1 rRNA gene is annotated in these 1,563 nt (G+C 53.8%); it reads left to right on the top strand.

Going from position 1 to position 1,563, the window contains the following annotated elements:
- Positions 1–1,530 (top strand): 16S ribosomal RNA (locus tag H6A20_RS13005).
- Positions 1,531–1,563 lie beyond the last annotated feature (33 nt).

Below are 1,563 nucleotides of genomic sequence, written 5' to 3'. Positions count from 1 at the left end.
CGAGAGTTTGATCCTGGCTCAGGATGAACGCTGGCGGCGTGCTTAACACATGCAAGTCGAGCGAAGCACTTACTTTGGATTTCTTCGGAATGACGAGGTATTTGACTGAGCGGCGGACGGGTGAGTAACGCGTGGGCAACCTGCCTCACACAGGGGGATAACAGTTAGAAATGACTGCTAATACCGCATAAGACCACGGAACCGCATGGTTCAGTGGTAAAAACTCCGGTGGTGTGAGATGGGCCCGCGTCTGATTAGGTAGTTGGTGCGGTAACGGCGCACCAAGCCGACGATCAGTAGCCGACCTGAGAGGGCGACCGGCCACATTGGGACTGAGACACGGCCCAAACTCCTACGGGAGGCAGCAGTGGGGAATATTGCACAATGGGGGAAACCCTGATGCAGCGACGCCGCGTGAAGGATGAAGTATTTCGGTATGTAAACTTCTATCAGCAGGGAAGAAAATGACGGTACCTGAGTAAGAAGCCCCGGCTAACTACGTGCCAGCAGCCGCGGTAATACGTAGGGGGCAAGCGTTATCCGGATTTACTGGGTGTAAAGGGAGCGTAGACGGCTGTGCAAGTCTGGAGTGAAAACCCGGGGCTCAACCCCGGGATTGCTTTGGAAACTGTGTAGCTGGAGTACCGGAGAGGCAAGTGGAATTCCTAGTGTAGCGGTGAAATGCGTAGATATTAGGAGGAACACCAGTGGCGAAGGCGGCTTGCTGGACGGTAACTGACGTTGAGGCTCGAAAGCGTGGGGAGCAAACAGGATTAGATACCCTGGTAGTCCACGCCGTAAACGATGACTACTAGGTGTCGGTGAGCAAAGCTCATCGGTGCCGCAGCCAACGCAATAAGTAGTCCACCTGGGGAGTACGTTCGCAAGAATGAAACTCAAAGGAATTGACGGGGACCCGCACAAGCGGTGGAGCATGTGGTTTAATTCGAAGCAACGCGAAGAACCTTACCTGGCCTTGACATCCCGATGACCGGACAGTAATGTGTCCTTTTCTTCGGAACATTGGAGACAGGTGGTGCATGGTTGTCGTCAGCTCGTGTCGTGAGATGTTGGGTTAAGTCCCGCAACGAGCGCAACCCTTACCTTCAGTAGCCAGCAAGTCAAGTTGGGGACTCTGGAGGGACTGCCAGGGACAACCTGGAGGAAGGTGGGGATGACGTCAAATCATCATGCCCCTTATGGCCAGGGCTACACACGTGCTACAATGGCGTAAACAAAGAGAAGCGAGGCTGTGAAGCGGAGCAAATCTCAAAAATAACGTCTCAGTTCGGATTGTAGTCTGCAACTCGACTACATGAAGCTGGAATCGCTAGTAATCGCGAATCAGCATGTCGCGGTGAATACGTTCCCGGGTCTTGTACACACCGCCCGTCACACCATGGGAGTTGGTAACGCCCGAAGTCAGTGACCCAACCTATAAGGAGGGAGCTGCCGAAGGCGGGACCGGTAACTGGGGTGAAGTCGTAACAAGGTAGCCGTATCGGAAGGTGCGGCTGGATCACCTCCTTTCTAAGGAAAAGAAGTAAGGACCGTTGTCTATTG

It is taken from the genome of Mordavella massiliensis (assembly GCF_016901695.1).
In the GTDB taxonomy this organism is placed as follows: Bacteria; Bacillota; Clostridia; order Lachnospirales; family Lachnospiraceae; genus Claveliimonas; species Claveliimonas massiliensis_A.
Note: the sequence above shows the minus strand (reverse complement) of the source record. Positions and strands in the feature narration are given on the sequence as shown.